Source organism: Streptomyces sp. NPDC098781 (assembly GCF_044759995.1).
GTDB lineage: Bacteria > Actinomycetota > Actinomycetes > Streptomycetales > Streptomycetaceae > Streptomyces.
Map to the genome: position 1 here is coordinate 260,234 of NZ_JBIWAK010000001.1, position 19,468 is coordinate 279,701.

The following is a 19,468-nucleotide window of genomic DNA, read 5'->3' on the forward strand; positions in this document are numbered from 1 at the left end:
CCGGCCGCCCTCGGCGCTCGTCTCCTTCCAGCATCTCCCGCCGCGGCCCCCGGAGCCGACGTCAGGCTCTCCCGTGCGCCTCCTGGGATCGCCGCGACAGGGCGTCGATGACCACGGCCGCGAACAGCACCCCGCCCGTGATCATGAACTGCACGGCGGCGGGCGTGTCGGTGATCGCCATGCCCGAGGCGATCGACTGGATGACGAGCATGCCGAGCACCGCGGTCCAGGTCGAACCACGGCCGCCGAACAGGCTGGTGCCGCCGATGACGGCCGCCGCGATGGCGTTGAGGAGCAGCACGCCCGAGCCGGAGGTCTGGCTCACCGACGTGATGCGCGAGGCCAGGAACAGCCCGCCGATCGCGGCCATGGTGCCCGAGACCGCGAGCACCGCCGTCTGTACCCCTGTCACCCGCAGGCTCGCCCGCCGTGACGCCTCGACTCCGCCGCCCAGGGCGTAGACCTGGCGCCCGTAGTGCGTGCGGCGCAGCACGATGTCCAGGCCGGCCACCACGACGAGGAAGATCAGGAGGGCGAGCGGCAGGCCCTGGAAGCGGTTGAGCAGATACGCCACGGTGAAGGCGACCACCGCGAGCGCGCCCGCGCGCAGCCCGATGACCTGGAGCGAGCGGTGCGGCATACCGGCGGCCGCACGGCGGCGCCGGTCCAGGTAGGAGATGAGGAAGACCAGGCCCGCGGCGAGCGCGGCCAGTCCGTAAGCGACGGCGTCGTTGGTGAAGTAGTAGCTGGTCAGCTTGGCGATGAGCCCGTTCTCGTCGAGGTTGATGGTGCCGCTGGTGCCCAGGATGTACAGCATCAGCCCGTTCCAGGTGAGCAGCCCCGCGAGCGTGACGACGAACGCCGGCACCCGCGTCCTGGCGAACGAATACCCCTGCACGGTTCCCGCCGCGGTGCCCGCGAGCACCGCGACGATCAGCGCCAGCCACTCGGGCACGCCGTTGTTGACGTTCAGCACCGCGAACATGGCCGCCGCGAGCCCGCTGATCGAACCGACCGACAGATCGAGCTCACCGAGCAGCAGCACGAAGACGATGCCGACCGCGATCAGCCCCGTGCCCACGATGTCCACGCTCAGGTTGGACAGGTTCCTGGGCGAGAGGAAGTTGTCGTTGAGGGACTGGAAGGTGATCCAGACGACGGCGAGGACGAGGATGACCGGGAGCGAACCCAGTTCACCGGCCCTGAGCCTGCGCCGCGAGAAGGCGAGCCAGCTCTCCAGGGTCCGGGCGACGGACGACCCGCGGTGGGTCCTGCGGGCCTCGTCGCGGGGTGCGGGGGGTTCCGTCCGCCGGTCGTCGGCCGGGTCGTGCGTACCCTTCACCGCGCCGCCTCCTGATGGGCTCACCACGCCGCCTCCTGATGTGCCGGCCGGCGGGGCGTGCTCTCCGTCGCCCCGGTGATGGAGGAGATGATCTGCTCCTGGGACACGGTGTTCACGTCGAAGAAGCCGTTGTTGCGGCCCAGTCGCAGCACCACGGCCCGGTCCGCGAGCGCCTTGACGTCGCCCATGCTGTGGCTGATCAGCAGGACACCGAGGCCGCGGTCACGCAGCTCGTCGACCAGGTCCAGTACCTCGTTGGTCTGCTGGAGGCCCAGCGCGGCGGTCGGCTCGTCCAGCAGCAGGAGCTTCGGCTCGCCGAGGAGCGAGCGGGCGATGGCGACCGTCTGCCGCTGACCGCTGGACAGCGACACCACGGGGGCGCGCAGTTCGGGGACGCCCCTGGTCAGGCGCTCCAGCAGGGCGAGGGTGCGGCGCTCCATCTCCATCTCGTCGAGGAAGCCGTAGCGGCGGATCTCCCGCCCGAGGAACAGGTTGCCGACGACGTCGAGGTTCCCGCACAGCGCGAGGTCCTGGTAGACGGTGGCGATGCCGAGGTCACGGGCGTCGTTGGGGCGCCGGATGTGAACGGGGCGGCCCTCCCACTCGATGCTGCCCCGGTCCGCGGGTGCGACGCCGGAGATCGCCTTGACCAGGGTCGACTTGCCGGCGCCGTTGTCGCCGAGCAGCGCGACGACCTGCCCGGCACGGATCTCCAGGTCGATGTCCACCAGGACCTCGACGGCGCCGTAGCGTTTGCACACGCCGCGCAACGCCAGCAGGGGGGCGGAAGGCACTCGGAACCATCTCCTTCCCGTGTCCCGGACGGTGCCGGGCCGGAGGTCAGGTCAGCCCGGCCTGGGCGCAGGCGGCGACGAGATCGGGGACGCAGATCTGCCGGACCGTGTACACGCCGTCCTTCACCAAGGTGTCCCGGATGTTGTCGGCGGTCACCGAGACCGGGGTGAGCATGACCGCCGGAACCGTCTTGCCGGTGCTCGTGCGCACGTCCTCCTTCGCCACCCGGCGGAGGTCCTCGCCCCGGGCGGCGGCCACGGCCATGGCGGCGCCGGCGTCGGCCTCCGGCCGGAACGGCTTGTAGACGGTCATGTACTGGTCGCCGGCGACGATGCGCCGCACGGCGCCGAGTTCGGCGTCCTGCCCGGTGACCGGGGGCAGCGGATCGACCTTGTTCGCCTTCAGCGCGGAGATGCTGCCGGCGGCGAGGCCGTCATTTGCGGCGTAGACCCCCTGGATGTCGCCGACGCCGAGCGCGGAGATGGCGCCCGACATGTTCATGTTGGCGCTCTCGGGCCGCCACTGAAGGGTGTCGTACTCCTTGCCGATCTTCACCTTGCCCGACAGCACGGACAGCGCGCCCTCCTTGAAGAGCACCGCGTTGGGATCGATGGGATCGCCGTTCATCATGACGATCTGGGCGCCCGGCACCTCGTCGCCCATGGCCTTCAGCAGTGCCTGGCCCTGAAGTCTGCCGACCTCCTCGCCGTCGAAGGAGACATGGCCCGCGATCGGGCCCTCGGCGAGGCGGTCGTAGGCGATGACGGGGATACCGGCCTCCTCCGCCTTGCGGACCGTGGTGGCGAGCGATCTGGCGTCCACCGCCACCAGCAGGATCGCGTCGACTCCCTGGGTGATCAGCGCGTTCATCTGCTGCTGTTGCGTCGCCACGTCGCCCTTGGCGTTTCCGTGCTCGACCGTGCAGGTCGGGCACAGCTCACGGATCTTCTTGTTCAGCAGCGGCCGGTCCTGGGTCTCCCAGCGGGCCGTGGTCGCGTCCGGCAGCAGCACACCGATCCGCGGCTCGCTCTCCGGGGTGGAGGCGCTCCCGCCGTCCGACCCGCAGGCCGCGAGGCCGAGGGCGGTCGAGAGCGCGATCATGGAGAGGGCCGCGTTCCGTATGGGGGTCTTCGCACGAGAGATGTCACTGGTCAGCATGGCGACACCTGGCCTTCTCACATGTCGACCACTTGGTCAGTCTGACACCGGGTGGGGTGATCTGCGAACGCAGCGAGGGCGCCTGGCGGGACGCCCCCACGAGCAGATATGTCCGTGTCATCCATATATGCGATTCTGGTGTTCGGGCGCCGCCTCGCCGCGCTCGAAGACGATGGGAGCAGGGCGAACGCGATGGCAGCGGGCGTCCCGGCAGCGGGGGCGTCCCGCTCCCCCTCGGCACCTCCGGCAGGGACGGGAGGAAGGTTGCGGACATGCCTCACGACGGCCGGGCCCGGACCGGAGTCTCGGCGCCCGGGGCCTCCGAGGCCGGCACCGCGGACACCGGTCCACCGCCCCCGGAGCCCGAGGCCGCCACGAACGACCGCGCCCTGGCCTTCGCGGGAGCGGCACTGACTGCGCTGTACACCCCCGTGGACGACGAGCTCGTCCTGCTGGAAACGGTGGGCGGCACCCCCGAGTACGGGCTGCCGAAGCGGCTGGCCCGGTCGGGGGGATCGGCCGCGGCCCAGGCCCACCGCACCAACCGGCCCCTCTGGCTGGACGCCGCCGCCCTCGCCTCCCACCCCGAGGGCGCCCCCACCCCGCCGCGGGCACGGACGGCGTCGCTCGGCGCGCTGCCGCTCGGGACGGAGGGCGAGCATCTGGGCTGCATGCTCGTCGTGGGGGCCACCGCCTACGGCTTCGACGCCGGACAGCAACGCTTCCTGGAGCGGTTCGCCCTCGCCGTCGCCTGGGTACTGCGCGCCGGGGCGGGCGGGTCCCCGGCGGCGTCCCCGCTGAGCCGGGCCCTGCGGGGGCTGCGCGTCGGCTCGTTCGTCCTGGTGCCCGACACCGGCCTGATCGAGGCCGACGAGGCGCTGCTGGAACTCGTCGGCATCACACCGGACGCCTTCGACGGCAAGGTGGACACCCTGCTCGCGCACGCCCTTCCGGAGGACCTGCCCGCGCTGATGTCGGTCACGGAACCGACCCTGCACGCGATCGGCCGGCGGGAGCTGGAGTTCCGCGTCCGCCGCGCCACCGGCGAGGTGCGCTGGCTGAGCCTGAGCTGCCGGGTCGTCCCCGCGAGCGGAGAAGAGCCGGAGCGGGTGCTCGGCGTGGTGACGGCCACTCAGGTCAGGAGCCGCGGCGTCGACGACGTGACCCGGATCCAGTGGCTGACCGCCGCACTCGACGAGGCGGCGAGCGTCGGTGACGTCGGACGGGTCGCGGTCACCGCCCTGCGCGAGCCGCTGGGCGCCGACCGGGTGGCGCTCGCCGATGTGCGCGACGAACGGCTCGTGGTCACCCTGCTCGACCCGCCGGACCAGGACTCCTGGCCGCAGCAGTGGCGCGCCCAGTGGCGTTCGGAGTGGCCCGACGCACCCGTCAGCGCCCTGCCCACCCTGCAACTGGCCCTGCGGGACGGACGAATGGACCTCTGGCCCGCCGGCACGGCCCTCGAACCGGGACTCGCGGACGTCGGCCCCGGCGGACTGGCCGTCCTGCCGCTCCCGGCCCAGGGCAGCGTCGCCGGAGTGTGCCTGGTCGGCTGGGACGAGCCGCACGAGTTCATCCCCGAGGAACGCTCCCTGCTCACGGCCACCGCCGCGCTCGTCGGACAGGCACTCAAACGGGCGCACGCCCATGACGCCGAGCAGGAACTCGCCACGCTGCTCCAGCGCAGCCTGCTGCCCCGGCGGCTGCCCGAACTGCCCGGCGGCACGGCCGTCGCCCGCTATCTGCCGGCCCGGCGGGGGCTCCAGGTGGGCGGCGACTGGTACGACGTCATCGCCCTGTCCGAGGACCGGGTCGCGCTGGTCATCGGCGATGTGCAGGGGCACAGCGCCGCCGCCGCGACGATCATGGGCCAGATGCGCACCGCGGTCCGGGCGTACGCGGTCGAGGGCCACCCGCCCGACGTGGTCGTGGCGCACGCCAACCGCCTCCTCGTCGGCATGGAGACCGACCTGTTCGCCACCTGCTGCTATGTCGAACTGGACCTGGAGCAGGGCACCACCCTGTTCGTCCGCGCGGGCCACCTCTCCCCGCTGCTGCGCCACCCCGACGGCTCCACCGAGGAGGTGCAAGTCGAGGGCGGACCCCCGCTGGGCATCCTCGCGGAGGCGGAGTTCCCCCTGACCGCGGTCGCGCTCACCCCCGGCACCGTGCTCGCCCTGATCACGGACGGCCTGGTCGAGGCGGCCGACCTGCCCCTGGACGTCGGCATGGAGCGCACGCGCACCGCGCTGGCCGGGGCCGATCCGGCGGATCCGGCGCGAATGGCCGACGCGCTGCTCGGCGACGGCGGTCGCCGCGAGGACGACGTGGCGTTGCTGCTGCTGCGCTACGACGGCATGACGACCCGGCCGATCCGGGCCGGCTGGGTGGTGTGGCGGCTGCCCGACGCCGTCATGCACGCCCGCCGCTTCACCGCGCGCACCCTGCGCCGCTGGCACGTCCAGGAAGCCGCCGACGCGGTACTGCTGGTCGTGTCCGAACTCGTCACCAACGCCCTGGTGCACACCCAGGGATCGGTCCGTCTCGACCTGGTGCTGCGCGGCGACCGGGTCCGGATCAGTGTGAGCGACTCCTCGCCGCGTGCTCCCGCCAAGCCGGTGATCGTGGACTGGGAGTCGACGGGAGGGCGCGGGCTGCTGCTGGTCGAGGCGGTGTCGGACGCGTACGGCACGGTGCCGGTGGCCGGCGGAAAGCAGGTGTGGAGCGAGGTCACGGTGCCGCGGGGCGAACCGGCCACCGCGGACGCGAAGGTCTGAAGGGAATCGAGGCGAGCTGCCATGCGGACCCGTACGCTGCACGTCGTCGCGGCGCTCGTCGCGGGACTCATGGCGGTGTCCCTGGCCGCCTGCGGTGAGGACGACCAGGCGGGCACCGAGAGTGTCACGGTCGGCCTGCTGCTCCCGAACCGGGTGACTCCCCGCTGGGAGCAGGCCGACAAGCCCCTGATCGAGGACCGGCTCAAGCAGCTGTGCGACGACTGCACCATGGTGTACGCCAACGCCGAGAACGACGCGGCCAGACAGCGCGAACAGGTGTCGTCCATGATCACCAAGGGGGCGGAGGTCCTGATCCTCGACCCCGCAGACAGCAAGGCGTTGCGTTCGTCGATCCAGGAGGCGCGCCGGGCGGGGGTCCCGGTGGTCGCGTACGACCGGCTCGCCGAGGGCCCGATCTCGGGCTTCGTCAGCTTCGACGGCGCGAAGGTCGGCCGGCTCCAGGGCGAGGCCCTGCTGAAGGCCATGGCGGACCGCGGGGAAGGCGACCGGGTCGTGATGATGAACGGCGATCCGAGCAGCGCCAACGCCGCCTGGTTCCGCAAGGGCCTGATGTCCGTTCTCACCGGCAGGGCGACGATCGCCAGGTCCTACGACACCGCGGGCTGGAGCCCGCAGGCCGCCCACGCCAACATGTCCGCAGCCATCGCCGCGCTGGGCGCGGACCGTATCAGCGGAGTGATGGCCGCCAACGACGCCATCGCCGCCGGCGTCGTCTCCGCCCTCAAGAAGGCCGGCGTCACGGACCTGCCCCCGATCACCGGCCAGGACGCCGACCTGGACGCCGTGCGGCGCATCGTCGGCGGCGAGCAGTACATGACGGTGTACAAACCGTTCGAGAAGGAGGCCGCCGCTGCCGCCGCCATGGCCGTCGCCCTCGGGCGCGGCGAGGACGCCGAAGACGTCGCGACGACGCAGGTCGACACCCCCACCGACAAGGACGTCCCCGCCATCCTGCTCAACCCGGTCGCGGTGACGGCGGCCGACATCCAGAAGACGGTCGTCCACGACGGTGTCTTCACCGTCCAGCAGATCTGCGTCCCCAGGCTCCGCGCAGCCTGCGCCGAGATCGGGCTCACCGGGTGAGCAGCGCTGGTCGGCGGGCCACGCCGGGCGCAGCATGGGAGGGGAACGACCAACGGAGGTCAGCCATGAAGACCGGAGCCTCGGACTACGACCGCTGGCTGTACTCTCACACCCCCTCCCAGGCCGAGGGCGAACGCGAGGAGACGCCCGGGCGGGCCGCCCCGACCCAGCACCCGGACGTCCCCAGGACCGAGCCCTCCCAGGCCGAGGGCGAGCGGATCGACGACAACCGGACCAGGTGACCGTCCGCGGGCCGGGTCGCCCGTCGCCGATCGGATTCGGGTCGTCGGGTCTCAGCGGGCCCCGCGGACGGCTCGACCGCTCGAAGAAGCGGCGGCCCGTCGGCGGGCCCAGGCAGGCGTCCAGATCTCGCCGTCCGGGCGGTCGTGGGGCACGGAGGCGAGGTGCGCGCGGAGGGCGGCAAGGGCCGGGTGCGGGTTGTCGGCGCGGTACAGGAGTGAGTGCGGGTAGACCGGGGTCGGGTCGCGCAGCGGGATGAGCCGCATGTCGTGGTGTCCGGCGGGCCGGACCACAGGCGTCCGCACGCCGAGGAACGTCGCCAGATCCGAGGAGGCCGCGACCGTGTCGATGAGCGCCTCGACGCCGAAGTTGGGGCCGGTCGCCTCGATGGTCAGCCCGAAGTCGGCGGCCAGCGCGTCGTAGTACGCGGTCCACTCGGTGCCGGGGACATTGCCCGGCATCCAGATCCGGTGCCCCGCCAACTGCGCGAGGCCGACCGCGTCGGCACCGGCGAGCGGGTGGGCCGGACCGGTGAACAGCAGGAGCGGTTCGTCGTGGACCGGGGTGACCTCGATGCCGTCCGGGATCAGCAGGCCGGGCATGGTCACGGCGCGGAACGTGGCGTCGATGCCGCCGTCCCGGACGGCGGCGACGGCCTCCCGCGCGTCGGCGAGGGTCACCACGTCGAGGTCGATCCCGGGATGGGTGCGGTGGAAGTCGCGCAGCAGACCGGCGAGCGAGACCCGGCGGCCGATCACGTCGACACGCAGGGCACGGCTCCCCGGACGCACCGAGGCCCACGCCCGCGCCTCCGCCTGGAGCAGGGCACGGGCGTGGGCCAGGAACGCCTGCCCGTCGACGGTCAGCTCCGCGCCGCGCGGCGTACGGGTCAGCAGCCGCACTCCCAGCTCCCGCTCCAGCGCCGCGACACGCTTGGACACGGCCTGCTGGGTGAGCCCCAGGTCGACGGCGGCCTCCTGGAACTGACCGGCGTCGGCGACGGCGACGAAGGTCCGGACGGCGTTGAGATCCACGCCCGGCACCCTATGCAAGAACGTCTCGCCGTGCCCGCGGCCCGGAGGGCCTAGAAGCCGTCCACCCCCAGCTCGGTCATGCCTGCGTAGAACCAGCTCCACACATGTCCGCTGGGCGTCTGGCGGTCGAGGAGGCCCGGGGCCAGCTCCTCCATCTCGTCCAGGAACACCGCCGCCACGGCGGCCTGGCTCCCCTCCACGGGATAGGGGTGCCAGCAGGCGTTGCTGTAGCGGTAGACCGCCTCCAGGACGCGGATGAAGACATCGAGATCCGGAGCGAGTTCCACGAGTCGCCCGCCTGCCTTGCGGTCCAGCAGGCTCCACATGTGGACGGACCCGTTGTGGCGGTGCAGGAACAGCTCGCCGTAGTCGACCTGGCCGAAGGCGATCAGGTCCGAGGCGGACACGCCCTCGGGCAGGCGGGCCTTCGTGAGGTCCCCGTCGGCCGGCGGGCGCATGGCGCCGGGCGGACGGGCCTCGTACTGGGCCCCATGGCACATCCACAGGGTGGGAAGGCCGATCTCGGTCAGGTGCCGCCTGCTTCCCGGGTGTTCGAGGCCGTCGGGAAGGTCGCTCTCCGGGATGCGCAGCACGTGCCGCTCCCCGAAGGCGTCGTCGACCCGGGCCGCGGTGAGCGGGCCGGACGGCCGCCGGAGCTCCGGTTCGGGATCGGGCAGCGCGTCCTCGGACGCGGAGCAGTCGATCCCCTCACCGCGCGGCCAGTCCAGCAGCACCTTCTCCTCGGCCTCCAGCACCGCCATGCCGTGGTTGCCCTCGACGAGATACCGGATCCTGCCGCCCTCGGCGGAGAACGCGGCCGCGCGCTCCCAGCTCTCCGGCGCGACCAGATCGAACTCGTACAGCTCGGGCGCGTCGAGGGCTTCCAAGGACAAAGGCGCCTCCGGGAGCGACTCCTGGGCCCGGACCCGCACCTTCTGACCGGTCTCCGCGTCGAACCGGATCGGGCCCCGCCGGCTGTCGGCGACCTCGATGAGTTCGCGCCCCTCGTGGAGACGGTGATGGACCCGGTAGTAGTCGCCGTTCAGACTCGGGTTGGCCACGAACCAGTTGGCCGGCCGCCACCACGCCCACACCGTCCGCCACGGCATCCCGGGCTCGGCCTTCGCGATCGCCTCGGCGTACTCCTCGTGGCCGGTCGCCTTGGCCGCGAAGTGCAGCCAGGACGCGAACTCGGCGGGCGTGACATCCGCGTCACCGAAGATCGCCTCGGCCTGAAGGAAGACCTCACGCCCCACGTCGTCCACGCCGTACGCAGCGGCGATGCGTTCGCGCACCACCGCGCGGTCGGTGATCAACAGCCGTGCGGGGTCGGCCAGTACGTCGTCGAACTCAGCACACATACGGCCATCCTGTCACCCTCCGCCGACACCCCGACCTGCGCACCTCCCCCTCTCGGGCCGCGGGCGGCCCACCCGTGGAAGGAGCGGCGCCGATCTCTCCAGGCGTGGTTCCCCAACCTCCCGGTGCTTCCGCGGAGTTGACGCGGGGGATGATGCCAAGGACCCAGGGTTCACGTGCATGAACATTGCTCACGTGGGTGTACAGCGTCGAGTCTCTCGTGCAAGGCTCGGTCAACTTCGTTCTCCCGTTGACCAGTTGGAGGGACCGGCATGAGTGTTTCCCGGCGAACTGTGCTGGCTACGGCGGCCGGCGCCGCGGCGCTAGGTGCTTCCGCGGCACCGGCCGTGGCAGCTGACGCGACGGCCGCCCGGACACCCGCACCGACCCTGCGGAAGTTCCGCGCGGCGGCCGACTACGCCGTCGACAAGCTGCACGCGGTCGCACCGACCGTGACCGCCTTCCCCGTCGGCACCAGGTTCGAGAAGTGGACCTACTCGCAGAACGGCGACTGGGTCGGCGGGTTCTGGCCCGGCACGCTGTGGATGGCCTGGCTCTACAGCAAGGACGACGCCTTCCGCGCCTGGGCGCTGGCGTCGGCGGAGAAGCTGGCCCCGCGCCAGTCCGACACCGGCACGCACGACCTCGGATTCCTCTTCTACCCGTCCTGGGTCACCGCCTGGCGGCTGACCGGCGACGACCGATGGCGCACGGGTGCCATCAGGGCCGCCGACTCCCTGATCCGGCGGTACAACCCGCGCGGCCGTTTCATCAGAGCGTGGGGGGCGCTCAACGACGGGAACAACGCCGGCCGGGTCATCATCGACACGATGATGAACCTCGACCTGCTGGCGTTCGCGAGCGCCGAGACCGGCGACCGGAAGTATCTGGACATCGCCGTGGAGCACGCGAAGACCGCCCAGCGCGTCTTCCCGCGCCCGGACGGGTCGACCCCGCACGTGTACGACTTCGACCCGGCGAGCGGTGCCGCGATCGGCCCGAACACCGTGCAGGGATACAGCCCCACGTCGTGCTGGTCACGCGGACAGGCGTGGGGGCTGTACGGATTCACCACGATGTACCGGCGCACCGGGAACCGCGACTTCCTGGCCACCGCCGGCAGACTCGCCGACTACGCGGTGGGGCAGCTGACCCCGGACCACGTCCCCGTGTGGGACTACCGCGCCCCGCAACAGGCGTACGACATCAAGGACGCGTCGGCCGGCGCGATCATGGCATGCGGGCTGCTCGACCTGGCCGCGGCCACCGGCAGGCAGACCTACCGTGACGTGGCACTGCGGCTGCTCACCGCGCTGGCGGAGACCTGCCTGACGCGGAACTCGGCCCGCGCGGACGCGGTCGTGGCGCGCTGCACACGCAACCGGCCGAGCGAGGACGGCGTCGAGATCTCGCTTCCGTACGCCGACTACTACCTGCTGGAGGGCATCCTGCGGGTGCTCCAGCCGCAGGACGTCGACCGGGCGATCGACCTGTCCACGGTCTGATCGCCCGGCCGGCGCCCACAGCGACGTCTCAGCCCGCGATCGAGTCCAGCTGTTCCGCCGCCGGGCGCAGCGCCCACAGGTCGCCGCCCGGCGGCTCCTCCAGCAGCGGTACGGCCCGTCGGGCCTCCCGGTCCCCGGCGTCGGCTGCGGCGTGGACGATGTCGGTGGCCGCGTACCGGTGGAATTCGAGCTCCGGATGCGGCCAGGCGGCGGTCCCCGTCGCGGCGGGCAGCAGATAGTCCACGGCCTTGAACAGGCTCTGCCCCTGCGGCCCTTGATAGGCCCACAGATTCACCCCGACATGGCGGCCGATGGCCGCCATCCGGGTGTAGGCGACCAGGTCGAACGTCGAGTAGTGCCAGCTCCTGGTCCTGGTCAGCTCCTGGGGCTGGCTGCCGTCGGACGCGATCTGCGGTGTGATGCGCTTGGCGCGGGCGTCCAGGACCGTGCGGCGGGCGAGGTCCCGGTCGCCGGTCGCGTACGCGAGGGCGGCGAGCTGCATGTCGTAGAAGGTGCCGTGGTTGTTGGTCGCTGCGGCTTCCTGCTTGCCGAAGTCGCTGTCGCGCAGCCAGTCACGGAAGTCGGTGTTCCACCGCGTCATGCCGTCGCGGTCCGCGGCCGTCCAGCCGGGCGCGCCGGTCGACAGGAGGGCGAGCGCGTCGAGGACGCTGGTGTAGGACTGGGAGAAGTCGATGATGCCGATGGCCCGGCCGTCGTACTTGCAGGGGATGAACTGCGCGTGGTTCAGGTTCGGGTTCATCCTCGTGGCCGGATCCAGGAACCAGGTGCGCAGTACCCGCCCCGCCTTCTCGGCGTAGCGCCGGTCGCCGGTGTAGTACCAGGCGAGGGAGAGGTCGTAGGCCGAGTCGAAGGTCTTCTCGACGTCCTGGCGGTCGGTGCCCGAGTCGACCTCGGGGTTGCGCTCGCCGTCGCGCTGGACGTACGGGCAGCCCCACGGGTTCTCCGGGGTCGGGGCCTTGGTGGGCCACCAGTAGGGAGCCTGACTGAGGTAGTCGTGGACGTCGCCGCCGGGAGCGGGCCGTGGCTTGTCCACGACCGTCCACGGGCCCTGGGTCAGCCATTTGTCGGCGCGGGCGGTCAACGCCTCGACGGCGCGCCGGAGTCCGGGATCGCCGCGGTCTAGGCGGACCTTCGTCTGCTGGAGACGTGCGCCGTCCAGGACGGCGGTGTGCGGGACGCGAGGTGCGTGTTGCGCCTCCGTCCGGGCCGAGGCGACGGGGGCGACCGCCGTGCCGAACGCGGCCAAGGCCACGAGTAGGACGGCCAGTCGGGGTCGTGCTGCCATGTCCGCTCTCCCATCCTGTCCGTTCATCAACGTGAACGCTGTTCATATGTGCGTGCGATGAGCGCGAGCATGACATGGAGACTCCGAGGGTGAAAGAGGTGTGCGCGACTTACTGGTTGACCGCCGCCCTGTGCTCCCTGATGCTGTGTTGCGGCAGATGAGATGCGTGCCGTAATGAGCAACATCGCATTCAAGTCTCTCGACCAGCCGAGGAGTGGCCATGACGCATCAGGTCCGTGCTGTCGTCGCGCGGGGCAAGGGCGCCCCCGTCAGCCTGGAGACGATCCTCGTGCCGGACCCGGGCCCGGGTGAGGCGCTGGTGAGGGTCCAGGCCTGCGGGGTCTGTCATACGGACCTGCATTACAAGCAGGGGGGTATCAATGACGAGTTCCCGTTCCTGCTCGGGCATGAGGCGGCGGGTGTGGTGGAGTCGGTGGGGGAGGGGGTCACCGAGGTGGCTCCGGGTGACTTCGTGATTTTGAACTGGCGTGCGGTGTGCGGGCAGTGCCGGGCGTGTGTGCGGGGGCGGCCGTGGTACTGCTTCGCGACGCACAATGCGCGGCAGAGGATGACGTTGGTGGACGGTACGGAGTTGTCGCCGGCGTTGGGTATCGGTGCGTTCGCGGAGAAGACGCTGGTGGCGGCGGGGCAGTGTACGAAGGTGGATGCGTCGGTGTCGGCGGCGGTGGCGGGGCTGCTGGGGTGTGGGGTGATGGCGGGGATCGGTGCGGCGATCAATACGGGGGAGGTGGGCCGGGGTGATTCGGTCGCGGTGATCGGTTGTGGCGGGGTGGGGGATGCGGCGATCGCGGGGTCGCGGCTGGCGGGGGCGGCGAGGATCATCGCGGTGGACATCGATGACCGGAAGCTGGACAAGGCGCGTGCGTTGGGGGCGACGGACACGGTGAACTCCCGGGTGTCGGATCCGGTGGAGGTGATCCGGGAGCTGACGGGGGGTTTCGGGGCGGATGTCGTGATCGAGGCGGTGGGGCGTCCGGAGACGTACGTACAGGCTTTTTATGCGCGTGATCTGGCGGGCACGGTGGTTCTGGTGGGAGTGCCGACGCCGGAGATGAAGCTGGAGTTGCCGTTGCTGGATGTGTTCGGTCGGGGTGGGGCGTTGAAGTCGTCCTGGTACGGGGACTGTCTGCCCTCGCGTGACTTCCCGATGCTGATCGATCTGCATCTTCAGGGGCGGCTGGATCTGGACGCGTTCGTCACGGAGACCATCGCGCTGGACGAGGTCGAGAAGGCCTTCGAGCAGATGCACCAGGGCGACGTCCTGCGCTCAGTGGTGGTGCTCTAAAGGGCGGGAGTGGCTCGGCCGAGGGTTCCGGCCGTCTCCGCGGTGGTCGTCGTGGGGCGCCCGTTCCGCCTGTTTCCGCAGGTGGGGCGGGCGTTTCGGGCTGCCCTGAGAACGCCCCGCGGGCCGGCCCGAAGCGGGCGTTTTGACGCCTTGACAACGCTTCGGAGCCGCCTCCAGACTGGCGTTGCGTCAATCGCAATCCGTTTCGCTATACGCACCGAGGTGTCATGATGATTCCCGCGTGCCGTCTCGCGGATCTCCCGCGAGGCGAGGCCCACCGGCTCGACATCGATCCGCCGGTCTCGGTGTTCCACACCGAGGATGGTGAGCTCTTCGCCATCGACGACACCTGCACCCACCAGGACGCCTCGCTCGCCGACGGCTGGCTGGAGGGCTGCGAGGTGGAATGCCCGCTGCATGCCTCGAAGTTCGACCTGCGGACCGGTGCGGTCGACGCACCCCCGGCCAAGCTCCCGGTGCGCACCCACGAGGTCTTCGTCGAGGAGGGCGTGGTCTACGTGCGGCTCTCCCTGGACGCCCCCAACCTGCCGCCCTGCGTCGCAGCCCGGCTCGCCGGAGGTCCCGCGTGAGGACCGTCGCCGTGGTCGGCGCCTCCCTGGCCGGCCTGTCGGCGGCCCGCTCGCTGCGCCATCAGGGCTACGACGGGCGGCTGGTCGTCATAGGTGACGAGCCCCACCGGCCGTACGACAGGCCCCCGTTGTCCAAGGAGTTCCTGGCCGGCACCCTCGGCGAGGCGGAACTGGCCCTGGAGGCGGACGACGAGGACCTGCGGGCCGAGTGGCTGCTCGGCACCCGTGCCGTCGGACTCGACCGCACCGACCGGGCCGTCCGGCTCGCCGACGGGCGTGAGGTGCGGGCCGACGGCGTGGTCATCGCGACCGGCGCCGCGGCCCGCACCCTCGCCGGTTCCGCAGGGCTGGCCGGGGTGCACACCCTGCGCACCCTGGACGACGCCCGCGCCCTGCGGGACGAACTGGCCGTCGGCGGACGGCTGGTGGTGATCGGCGGCGGCTTCATCGGCGCCGAGGTCGCCTCCACCGCACGCGCGCTCGGCCTGGACGTGACGGTCGTGGAGGCCGCCCCGACCCCGCTGGCCGGACCGCTCGGCGAGAGCATGGGCGCCCTGGTCTCGGCCCTCCATACGGACCACGGCGTAAGGCTGTTGTGCGGCGTCGGCGTCAAGGGGCTCAGCGGGCGGACCCGGGTCGACGCCGTCCTGCTGGAGGACGGGCGGACCGTCCCCGCCGACATCGTGGTCGTCGGTGTCGGCGCCCGCCCCAACGTCGACTGGCTGGCGGGTTCCGGCGTCGAACTCGACAACGGCGTGAAGTGCGGCGCCGACGGCCGCACCAACCTGGCCGGCGTGGTCGCGGTCGGCGACTGCGCCAACTGGTACGACCCGCGCACCGGTCTGCACCGGCGCGTCGAGCACTGGACCGGTGCGCTCGAACGCCCCGGCGCCGCGGTCGCCACGCTGCTGGCGGGCGGTGCGACGGCCCCTGGGGTGCCGCGACCGCCGTACTTCTGGTCCGACCAGTACGGCGTGCGGATCCAGTTCGCCGGCCACGCCGCCGGTGCCGACAGCGTGACCGTGGAGGCGGGCGCCGCGGCCGACCGCGACGTCCTGGCCGTCTACCGGCGGGGCGGGGACCCGGTCGCCGTGCTCGGGATGAACCAGCCGCGGCTGTTCACCCGACTCCGCAAGCAGCTCGCCGCCGCGACCTCTTGACCTCCACCACGTTCGACGAGGAGTGCACTGTGACCTCGACCAGCCTGCCGGACAGTCTGATCGCCACCCTCCCGGGCACCGCCTACACCGATCCGGAGGTCTTCGCCCAGGAGCAGGAACGCATCTTCGAGACCATGTGGTTCTGTGCCGCCCGTGCCGCCGACCTGGCCCGGCCCGGAGCCTTCCGCACGGTCGACGTGGGCCGCGAGAGCATCCTCGTCACCCGGGCGCGGGACAACGGCATCCGGGCCTACTTCAACGTGTGCCGGCACCGCGGCGCCAGACTCCGCACCGAGGAGACCGGCGAGGTCAAGCGGGCCTTCCAATGCCCGTATCACGCCTGGACGTACGACCTGAACGGCAAGCTCGTCGCGGCACCCAACCTCACCAAGATGCCCGACGTCGGCCGCGCCGAGTACGGCCTGGTGAGCGTGGCCGTTCGCGAATGGCTCGGCTATGTCTGGGTGTGCCTCGCGGAGAACCCGCCCTCCTTCGAGGAGGAGGTGATGGGCGAGGTCGTCGCCCGCCTCGGTGACGTCGAGTCGATCGAGCACTACGACATCGCCGGCCTCTCGCTCGGCCGGCGGATCGTCTACGACGTCAGGGCGAACTGGAAGCTGATCATCGAGAACTTCATGGAGTGCTACCACTGCGCCACCATCCACCCCGAACTCACCGAGGTGCTCCCCGAGTTCGCGGACGGATACGCCGCGCAGTACTACGTCGGCCACGGTGCCGAGTTCGGCGACGACGTCCAGGGGTTCACCGTCGACGGCTCCGAGGGGCTGGACCGCATTCCCGGGGTCGGCGAGGACCAGGACCGCCGCTACTACGCGATCACCGTCAGGCCCCAGGTGTTCATCAACCTCGTCCCGGACCATGTGATCTTCCACCGGATGTATCCGGCCTCCGTGGACCGCACGATCGTCGAGTGCGACTGGCTGTATCTCCCGCATGTCGTGGAGAGCGGCAAGGACGTGAGCCGGTCCGTGGAGCTCTTCGACCGGGTCAACCGGCAGGACTTCGAGGCGTGCGAACGTACTCAACCCGGCATGAGCTCCCGGATGTACGCCAAGGGAGGAGTACTGGTGCCCAGCGAGCACCACATCGGTGCCTTCCACGACTGGGTGAACGAGCGGCTCGCCGCACCCCGGCCGTAGCGGGGCGGTCAGCCCAGGTAGCCCATGCGGTGACTGATCTCAGTAGCGCCATTGAGCAGCATCGGGGAGAGCTCGTGCAGGCGCTCCTCGGTGAGCCGGTAGGCCGGACCGGAGGCGCTCAGAGCCGCGATGACCTCGCCTTCCCGGTCGCGGACCGGGGCCGCCATCGCGTGCAGACCGATCTCCAGCTCGTCGAGGGTGAAGGCGTACCCGCGCTCCCGTGCCTCGGCGAGGTTCTTCTCCAGCTTCGTCTTCGCGGTGATGGTGTGCGGGGTGACCTTCTTCATGCCGGCGGCGGACAGCACCGCGGCACGCTCCTTCGTGGGCAGATGCGCCAGCAGGATCTTGCCGCTCGACGTGGCGTGCAGCGGCGTCAGCTGGCCGACCCAGTTCTGCGCGGTGACCGCCCCGGGGCCGCGCACCTGGTACAGGTTGATCGCGTAGTGCTCCTGCATGACGGCGATGTTGACGGTCTCGCCGAGCTGCTCGGCGAGGCGCTCGCACACCGGGCGGCCCTGCTGCGTGATGTCGATCCGGCTGGTGACCGCGCCGGCCAGCCGCACGATGCCGAAGCCGAGCCGGTACTTGCCGCGCTCGCCCGCCTGCTCCACCAGACCGCGCGCCTCCAGGGCCCCGAGCAGGCGGAACGCGGTGGACTTGTGCACGTCGATCTCGCCGGCCACCTCGCTGACACCGGCCTCGCCACGCTGGGCGAGGATCTCCAGAACGCTGATGGCGCGGTCGACCGACTGCACTCCGCCGGCCTGTGTGCTGGGCGTTTCCGTGTCAAGGCTGTAGTTGCTCACAGTGCAACTATACGCGCAGTAAACAACATCACGGCAAGTGATCGTGCCCAGGTGGGGCCCTTGCGAAGTTGCGCGGTTCGCAACCTGGTGCGTATCGCGATACCACCGCTAGCATGCCTCGCGTATCTACGGCGCGAGCGAGACGAGGCACCATGGCTGATGTGCACTACGACTTCGTCATCGTCGGCGGCGGATCGGCCGGCAGCGCACTGGCGAACCGGCTCTCCGCGGACCCGGCCAACCGGGTGCTCGTTCTGGAGGCGGGCCGCTCCGACTACCCGTGGGACGTCTTCATCCACATGCCCGCGGCGCTGACCTACCCGATCGGCAGCCGGTTCTACGACTGGAAGTACGAGTCCGAGCCGGAGCCCCACATGGGCGGCCGCCGCGTCTACCACGCCCGCGGCAAGGTGCTGGGCGGCTCCAGCAGCATCAACGGCATGATCTTCCAGCGCGGCAACCCCATGGACTACGAACGCTGGGCGGCCGACCCGGGCATGGCGAGCTGGGACTACGCGCACTGCCTGCCGTACTTCCGGCGGATGGAGAACTGCCTCGCCGCCGACCCGGACGACGAGTTCCGCGGCCATGACGGCCCCCTCGTCCTGGAGCGCGGCCCCGCGACCAACCCGCTGTTCACCGCCTTCCAGCAGGCCACCGAGCAGGCGGGCTACGCCCCGACCGACGACGTCAACGGCTACCGGCAGGAAGGCTTCGCCAAGTTCGACCGCAACGTCCACCGCGGACGCCGGCTGTCGGCCGCGAAGGCGTACCTCAAGCCCGCCATGAAGCGGCCGAACCTCACCGTCCGGACCCGCTCCCTCGTCACCCGTGTGCTGTTCGAGGGCAAGCGCGCCGTCGGCGTCGAGTACCGCCGCGGCCGGGGCGCGCCCCAGCAGGTCCGGGCCCGTGAGGTGATCCTGTGCGGCGGCGCAATCAACTCCCCGCAACTGCTTCAGCTCTCCGGCGTCGGCAACGCCCGGGAGCTGCGCGAGCTCGGCGTCGACGTCGTGCACGACCTGCCGGGCGTCGGCGAGAACATGCAGGACCACCTGGAGGTCTACGTCCAGTACGCCTGTAAGCAACCGGTCTCCATGCAGCCGTACATGGCGAAATGGCGAGCCCCCTTCATCGGCCTTCAGTGGCTCTTCCGCACCGGCCCGGCCGCCACCAACCACTTCGAGGCGGGCGGCTTCGCCCGCAGCAACGACGACGTGGACTACCCCAACCTGATGTTCCACTTCCTGCCCGTCGCCGTCCGCTACGACGGCTCCTCGCCCGCCGGGGGCCACGGCTACCAGGTACACGTGGGGCCCATGTACTCCGACGCCATCGGGTCGGTGAAGATCAAGAGCACGGACCCGGCGGAGCACCCGGCCCTGCGCTTCAACTACCTGTCCACCGAGCAGGACCGCCGGGAGTGGGTCGAGGCGGTCCGGGTGGCCCGCCACATCCTCGGTCAGCCGGCGCTGGCCCCCTACAACGGCGGAGAGGTGTCGCCCGGTCCGCAGGTGGCGACCGACGAGGAGATCCTCGACTGGGTCGCGAAGGAGGGCGAGACGGCCCTGCACCCCTCCTGCACCTGCAAGATGGGCCACGACGAGATGGCCGTCGTCGACCCGGACAGCATGCGCGTGCACGGACTCGACGGCCTTCGCGTCGTCGACGCCTCCGTCATGCCCTACGTCACCAACGGCAACATCTATGCTCCGGTGATGATGATCGCTGAAAGGGCCGCCGACCTGATACTCGGCAAGGAGCCGCTCCCGCCGTCGAAGGCCGTGTACTACCGCCACCGCGACGCACAGCAGCGGGCGGAGTAGACG

Annotated in this window: 16 protein-coding genes; 9 read left to right on the plus strand and 7 right to left on the minus strand. The window is 71.1% G+C overall.

Features of this window, described 5'->3' with window-relative positions; translation table 11 throughout:
* Window positions 1-61 precede the first annotated feature (61 nt).
* From ACIQWG_RS01200 to ACIQWG_RS01210, 3 genes are read right to left on the minus strand one after another with little or no spacing between them, the layout of a single operon-like run.
* A complete protein-coding gene (locus ACIQWG_RS01200; protein ID WP_404088932.1) occupies window positions 62-1,342 on the minus strand; it encodes a sugar ABC transporter permease in 1,281 nt (426 codons plus the stop codon).
* Window positions 1,343-1,362: 20 nt separating this feature from the next.
* Window positions 1,363-2,136: an ATP-binding cassette domain-containing protein gene (locus tag ACIQWG_RS01205; RefSeq protein ID WP_404088934.1), complete on the minus strand. Its 774-nt coding sequence runs from the start codon at window positions 2,134-2,136 to the stop codon at window positions 1,363-1,365.
* A gap of 46 nt (window positions 2,137-2,182) precedes the next feature.
* On the minus strand, window positions 2,183-3,295 hold the full coding sequence (locus ACIQWG_RS01210; protein WP_404088936.1) for a substrate-binding domain-containing protein: 1,113 nt from the start codon (window positions 3,293-3,295) through the stop codon (window positions 2,183-2,185).
* A gap of 272 nt (window positions 3,296-3,567) precedes the next feature.
* On the opposite strand from ACIQWG_RS01210, the gene ACIQWG_RS01215 reads away from it, so the two are divergent.
* The 3 genes from ACIQWG_RS01215 (at window position 3,568) to ACIQWG_RS01225 (ending at window position 7,418) form a co-directional block, all read left to right on the plus strand.
* Window positions 3,568-6,072, plus strand: coding sequence for a SpoIIE family protein phosphatase (locus ACIQWG_RS01215; protein WP_404088938.1), 2,505 nt, complete (start codon window positions 3,568-3,570; stop codon window positions 6,070-6,072).
* Between the two features lie 21 nt (window positions 6,073-6,093).
* Window positions 6,094-7,176, plus strand: coding sequence for a sugar ABC transporter substrate-binding protein (locus ACIQWG_RS01220; protein WP_404088940.1), 1,083 nt, complete (start codon window positions 6,094-6,096; stop codon window positions 7,174-7,176).
* A gap of 65 nt (window positions 7,177-7,241) precedes the next feature.
* Window positions 7,242-7,418 (plus strand): hypothetical protein, encoded by a 177-nt coding sequence (locus ACIQWG_RS01225; protein ID WP_404088942.1) that lies wholly within the window; start codon window positions 7,242-7,244, stop codon window positions 7,416-7,418.
* Between the two features lie 51 nt (window positions 7,419-7,469).
* On the opposite strand, the gene ACIQWG_RS01230 is transcribed toward ACIQWG_RS01225, so the two are convergent.
* Both ACIQWG_RS01230 and ACIQWG_RS01235 read right to left on the minus strand, forming a co-directional pair.
* Complete coding sequence (locus ACIQWG_RS01230; protein WP_404088944.1) at window positions 7,470-8,450, minus strand: LysR family transcriptional regulator; 981 nt, start codon at window positions 8,448-8,450, stop codon at window positions 7,470-7,472.
* A gap of 50 nt (window positions 8,451-8,500) precedes the next feature.
* The gene (locus tag ACIQWG_RS01235) at window positions 8,501-9,811 is read right to left on the minus strand and encodes an SUKH-4 family immunity protein (RefSeq protein ID WP_404088946.1); all 1,311 of its coding nucleotides are present in this window, start codon (window positions 9,809-9,811) and stop codon (window positions 8,501-8,503) included.
* A 270-nt stretch (window positions 9,812-10,081) separates the two neighbouring features.
* On the opposite strand from ACIQWG_RS01235, the gene ACIQWG_RS01240 reads away from it, so the two are divergent.
* Entirely contained in the window at window positions 10,082-11,314 is a 1,233-nt protein-coding gene (locus ACIQWG_RS01240) for a glycoside hydrolase family 88 protein (protein WP_404088948.1), read from the plus strand.
* A 28-nt stretch (window positions 11,315-11,342) separates the two neighbouring features.
* Here ACIQWG_RS01240 and ACIQWG_RS01245 read toward each other — a convergent pair whose 3' ends face one another.
* Window positions 11,343-12,620, minus strand: a complete 1,278-nt coding sequence (locus tag ACIQWG_RS01245; RefSeq protein WP_404088950.1) for an alginate lyase family protein — start codon at window positions 12,618-12,620, stop codon at window positions 11,343-11,345.
* A gap of 220 nt (window positions 12,621-12,840) precedes the next feature.
* Between ACIQWG_RS01245 and ACIQWG_RS01250 the strand changes: the two genes are divergently transcribed.
* The 4 genes from ACIQWG_RS01250 (at window position 12,841) to ACIQWG_RS01265 (ending at window position 16,836) form a co-directional block, all read left to right on the plus strand.
* Window positions 12,841-13,926, plus strand: coding sequence for an S-(hydroxymethyl)mycothiol dehydrogenase (locus ACIQWG_RS01250; RefSeq protein WP_404088952.1), 1,086 nt, complete (start codon window positions 12,841-12,843; stop codon window positions 13,924-13,926).
* 227 nt (window positions 13,927-14,153) lie between these two features.
* A complete protein-coding gene (locus tag ACIQWG_RS01255; protein ID WP_404088954.1) occupies window positions 14,154-14,516 on the plus strand; it encodes a bifunctional 3-phenylpropionate/cinnamic acid dioxygenase ferredoxin subunit in 363 nt (120 codons plus the stop codon).
* Window positions 14,513-15,676, plus strand: a complete 1,164-nt coding sequence (locus ACIQWG_RS01260) for an NAD(P)/FAD-dependent oxidoreductase (protein WP_404088956.1) — start codon at window positions 14,513-14,515, stop codon at window positions 15,674-15,676. Before ACIQWG_RS01255 ends, ACIQWG_RS01260 begins: the two co-directional genes overlap by 4 nt.
* Window positions 15,677-15,705: 29 nt before the next feature.
* Window positions 15,706-16,836, plus strand: a complete 1,131-nt coding sequence (locus ACIQWG_RS01265; protein ID WP_404088958.1) for an aromatic ring-hydroxylating dioxygenase subunit alpha — start codon at window positions 15,706-15,708, stop codon at window positions 16,834-16,836.
* 8 nt (window positions 16,837-16,844) lie between these two features.
* On the opposite strand, the gene ACIQWG_RS01270 is transcribed toward ACIQWG_RS01265, so the two are convergent.
* On the minus strand, window positions 16,845-17,591 hold the full coding sequence (locus ACIQWG_RS01270; protein ID WP_404090748.1) for an IclR family transcriptional regulator: 747 nt from the start codon (window positions 17,589-17,591) through the stop codon (window positions 16,845-16,847).
* A gap of 203 nt (window positions 17,592-17,794) precedes the next feature.
* On the opposite strand from ACIQWG_RS01270, the gene betA reads away from it, so the two are divergent.
* Complete coding sequence (gene betA / locus ACIQWG_RS01275) at window positions 17,795-19,465, plus strand: choline dehydrogenase (protein WP_404088960.1); 1,671 nt, start codon at window positions 17,795-17,797, stop codon at window positions 19,463-19,465.
* The last annotated feature ends 3 nt before the right edge of the window (window positions 19,466-19,468 follow it).